Below are 4,087 nucleotides of genomic sequence, written 5' to 3' on the forward strand. Positions count from 1 at the left end.
TTACTTATCTCAAAAGAATTGCTGGTTTACTTTAACTATATTCTGTTCAATTTTCAAAGACCATTTACTCTGTCGCATCGAAGCGACTTATTCATCTTATCATCTCTTACCATATCTGTCAATAACTTTTTTAAAGTTTTTTAACATTTATCGCAATCGACTTTTATTATTCTATCACCTCGAAAATTACTTGTCAATAACTTATTTCTTAAGTTATCAAGTCATCTCTCATCAGCGACGTGTTTTATATTATCATCTTTTAATCATGTATGTCAATATATTTTTGTTTAATTAATAGAATAAATTTTAGAATAAAAAAACCTAAGAATATTCCTTCTTAGGTCTTATTTTCACTAAAGCTTCTATTCCTTGTTTATTTAAGAATTAATATTTAAATCTCACTTTTAAATATAAACTCTCTTTGTATCAAATAATTATTTCTACTTTTAATTTTATGATATAAATTATACATTTACTATCTTGCATTTCTCATTTTTACAAATATGTGTTTTAGATATAACTATATAAATTTACTTATCACATCCTAATGCTTTAATTATTATTAATGCAGTATCCTCTATAGCTCTTTGCGTTACATCTATAGTTTTACATCCTAGCCTTCTAATTATTTTATCTGCAAAATCAAACTCTTCTAATATTCTAGCATCACCTGCATATTCAATATTTGAAGGAATTCTATGAAATTTATCTAATCTTCTTTTTCTTATTTCTATTAATTGCAATGGATTTATTGTTAACCCAAATATTTTATGCTTATCTATTTCGTATAATTCCTTAGGAACTTCAACTTCAGGAACTAAGGGAATATTAATAGCTTTAATTCCTTTATTAGCTAGATACATACATAAAGGTGTTTTTGAAGTTCTTGAAAGACCAACTAATACTACATCTGCATTTCTTAATCCTCTATAGTCTTTACTATCATCATACTGCATAGCAAACTCCATAGCTTCAATTCTCTTAAAGTAAGCTTCATCCGTTTTCCACATAGCTCCTGGGTTATATTGTGGTTGTTGGTCTAAAAGCGATGATGCAACATTTATTATAGGTCCTAGAACATTTATTACAGATAGATTACTCTCTACACATTTCTGAGTTAAATATTCTCTTACATTCACTGTAATAATTGTTGATACAATCATCGCCTTTTCACATTCCTTTATATCTCTCATTAAATCCTCTACATCTTCTAAAGACTTAACATACGGTACTCTTCTTACTTCTACATTTTCAGGAAATTGACTTGCTGCTGCTTCAGCTACTTGTTCTGCTGTTTCCCCTATTGAATCTGATACTGCAAAAATCGTTAACATCCTTAATAACCTCCTAATTTTACATATTAAATATTATTTTTAATAAATTCTCTTCCCAATTATTATTATAACAAGTTTTTTGAATAAATTGCTAACATAGTGAATTATTATATTTAATATGATAAAATCTAACTATACTTATTATAACTTTAGGAGGAGCTTATGAAATATTCTTTTAATAAAGATAAAATGCTTACAATTGGAATATTACCAGTTATGTGGCTTATATATTTTTTATTTGAAGTTTTTAGTGGTAGAGTTAATGATTTATATACATTAATTTTAAATTTTTCCTTAATCTTAGTATTTGCCTTTACTGGATGGATTATATATAAATGTAATACTAAAAACCCAAATGGATTAAATACTAAAGCTTTATTAATAACATTTATAATATTAATGTTATTGGACCAGGGAATAAAATTAATTATAAAGCTCAAATTCTTCCATAATTATTTTGAAATAATCCCTAACTTCTTATCCTTTAATCCCATAATAAATACTCAAGGCTCATGGTTAAATGCTAGATTCAATTTTAATATTAGTTTTTCATTATTAATATTAATTAATGCTATCTCATTAATGCTATTTGTTGAAATTTATAGATACATCAAATTTAAAAATGGAAAAAGCTTTTGGGTAGATATGTGTTTTTTATTTATATTTTCAGGTGCATTATGCTCCTTTATAGATAAAGTCTTTTATGGTGGTAGCTTAGACTTTATTGGTATAAGTGACCTATTTATAGCTGATCTAAAAGATATATATATTAACCTTGGATTACTATTTTTTATTATGTCATGTTATAAGAGTGGATTTTTTTCTGAAGAGGATACTAGCTTAAAAGATGATATAAAAGCCATTAAAAGCTTTTTTAAATTTATAAAAACTGATATTTTAAAAATATTAAAAAAGGAAAAGGTATAAATACCTTTTCCTTTTATATATATATTATGCTAAGCAAGTTCTTATTAAAAAATCACTTCTAATATAGAAGTGATTTTGGTGGCTTACCGGGGAATCGAACCCCGGACACCTTGATTAAAAGTCAAGTGCTCTACCGACTGAGCTAGTAAACCATTTTACCTGGCAACGTTCTACTCTCCCACACAGTCCCCCGTGCAGTACCATCGACGCTGTAGAGCTTAACTTTCCTGTTCGGAATGGGAAGGAGTGTTTCCTCTACGCCATCATCACCAGATTTATTTTTATTTGTTTCGTTGATTTGTCCCTCAACAAGTATTTATTATACATATATATTCTACATATGTCAACATATTTTTAAAAATAATTTTATTATTATCTAATTTTTATTTTTTATTCTCAAAATACTTTATATTTAAAGAAATATTTAATAAATACTATACTGAAAAACCAATACTTTCTTATATAAAGTTAAGCAATTTATTAATAAATCACTTAACTTTACTTTTAATTAAAATTATAAACTAATATTAAATTAATCTTTTATTATATGTAAATTTTATTTATATTTCATATCCTAATTCAGAAATACATTTTCTTATAAAATCATTTGATTGCTTAAATTTACTAAGTTCCTCTGGCAACATATCAATCTCTACAACTTCCTTAACACCAGTACCATTTAAAACAACTGGCACTCCTGTAAATACATTAAATTCTCCATACTCGCCATCTAATAACGTAGAAACTGGCATTATTCTATTCTCATCATTTATAATTGCTTTTATTATCGCAACTGTTGCTGTTGCTATTCCGTAATATGTAGTTCCTTTTCTATTATATACTTCCCATCCTGCTTTAGCTGTATCTAATACAAGACTATTTAAATTTACATCTCCAACTCTCTCTTGATTATCTTCAATAACTTTTAAAAATGGTTTACCCCCAACATATACATGTGACCATGGCACCATTTGTGAATCTCCATGTTCTCCCATAGAGTATGCTTGAACACATCTTGGATCTACATTTAATAATTCTCCAATAAAATTTTTCAATCTTGCAGAATCAACTGATGTTCCTGTACCTATTATATGACTTTTAGGTAATCCTGATAGTTTATATACATGATATGCAATCATATCTACTGGATTAGATATAATTATAAAATATCCTTTAAATCCACTTTTCATTATTGGATTCACTATAGACTCTGCTATTTTAGCTGATAAATGTAAAGTATCTATTCTTGTTTGACCAGGTTTAGGTGGTGCACCTGCTGTTATTACTACAATATCAACATCTCCACATTCCTCATATGAACCGGCTCTAACCTTTGTATTTCTATTTAAATACTCTATACAATGGTTTAAGTCCATTGCTTCTCCTAAAGCTCGTTCTTCATTTAAATCGATCATTAATATCTCTTCACAAACGCCTTGTGTTATTAAACTAAATGCTGTACTTGATCCTACTAATCCAGTTCCAACAATAGCTACTTTTCTGCTTTTTAATGCCATTTTTTAACCTTCCTTCTATATTTTCTTATTATATCATTTCCTATTATATACTAATTAAAAAAATAAAAAAAACCTTAATTTATCATAAGATAAATTAAGGTTTTGGTGCGCCATCACGGGTTCGAACCGGGGACACCCTGATTAAGAGTCAGGTGCTCTACCAACTGAGCTAATAGCGCAAATTACCTGGCAACGTTCTACTCTCCCACACAGTCCCCCGTGCAGTACCATCGACGCTGTAGAGCTTAACTTTCCTGTTCGGAATGGGAAGGAGTGTTTCCTCTACGCCATCATCACCAGATGCTATGG

General features: G+C 28.3%; 3 protein-coding genes, 2 tRNA genes and 2 rRNA genes. 1 reads left to right on the top strand and 6 read right to left on the bottom strand.

From position 1 onward, the window contains the following. Positions 1–530 precede the first annotated feature (530 nt). Complete coding sequence (locus I2E98_RS15490; protein WP_195469772.1) at positions 531–1,334, bottom strand: pyruvate, water dikinase regulatory protein; 804 nt, start codon at positions 1,332–1,334, stop codon at positions 531–533. 162 nt (positions 1,335–1,496) lie between these two features. Here I2E98_RS15490 and I2E98_RS15495 point away from each other — a divergent pair, with 162 nt between their 5' ends. Then, on the top strand, positions 1,497–2,261 hold the full coding sequence (locus I2E98_RS15495) for a signal peptidase II (protein WP_195469773.1): 765 nt from the start codon (positions 1,497–1,499) through the stop codon (positions 2,259–2,261). Between the two features lie 76 nt (positions 2,262–2,337). On the opposite strand, the gene I2E98_RS15500 is transcribed toward I2E98_RS15495, so the two are convergent. The 5 genes from I2E98_RS15500 to rrf (I2E98_RS15520) all read right to left on the bottom strand — a co-directional run bounded on the left by I2E98_RS15500 (position 2,338) and on the right by rrf (I2E98_RS15520) (position 4,079). After that, positions 2,338–2,413: transfer RNA gene (locus I2E98_RS15500), tRNA-Lys, on the bottom strand. Between the two features lie 5 nt (positions 2,414–2,418). After that, positions 2,419–2,535, bottom strand: a 5S ribosomal RNA gene (gene rrf, locus I2E98_RS15505). 286 nt (positions 2,536–2,821) lie between these two features. Next, entirely contained in the window at positions 2,822–3,778 is a 957-nt protein-coding gene (locus I2E98_RS15510; RefSeq protein ID WP_195469774.1) for an L-lactate dehydrogenase, read from the bottom strand. Between the two features lie 103 nt (positions 3,779–3,881). Beyond that, positions 3,882–3,957, bottom strand: a tRNA-Lys gene (locus I2E98_RS15515). 5 nt (positions 3,958–3,962) lie between these two features. Beyond that, positions 3,963–4,079, bottom strand: a 5S ribosomal RNA gene (gene rrf / locus I2E98_RS15520). Between the last annotated feature and the right edge of the window lie 8 nt (positions 4,080–4,087).

It is taken from the genome of Clostridium sp. D43t1_170807_H7, from assembly GCF_015555905.1.
Classification (GTDB): Bacteria; Bacillota; Clostridia; order Clostridiales; family Clostridiaceae; genus Clostridium.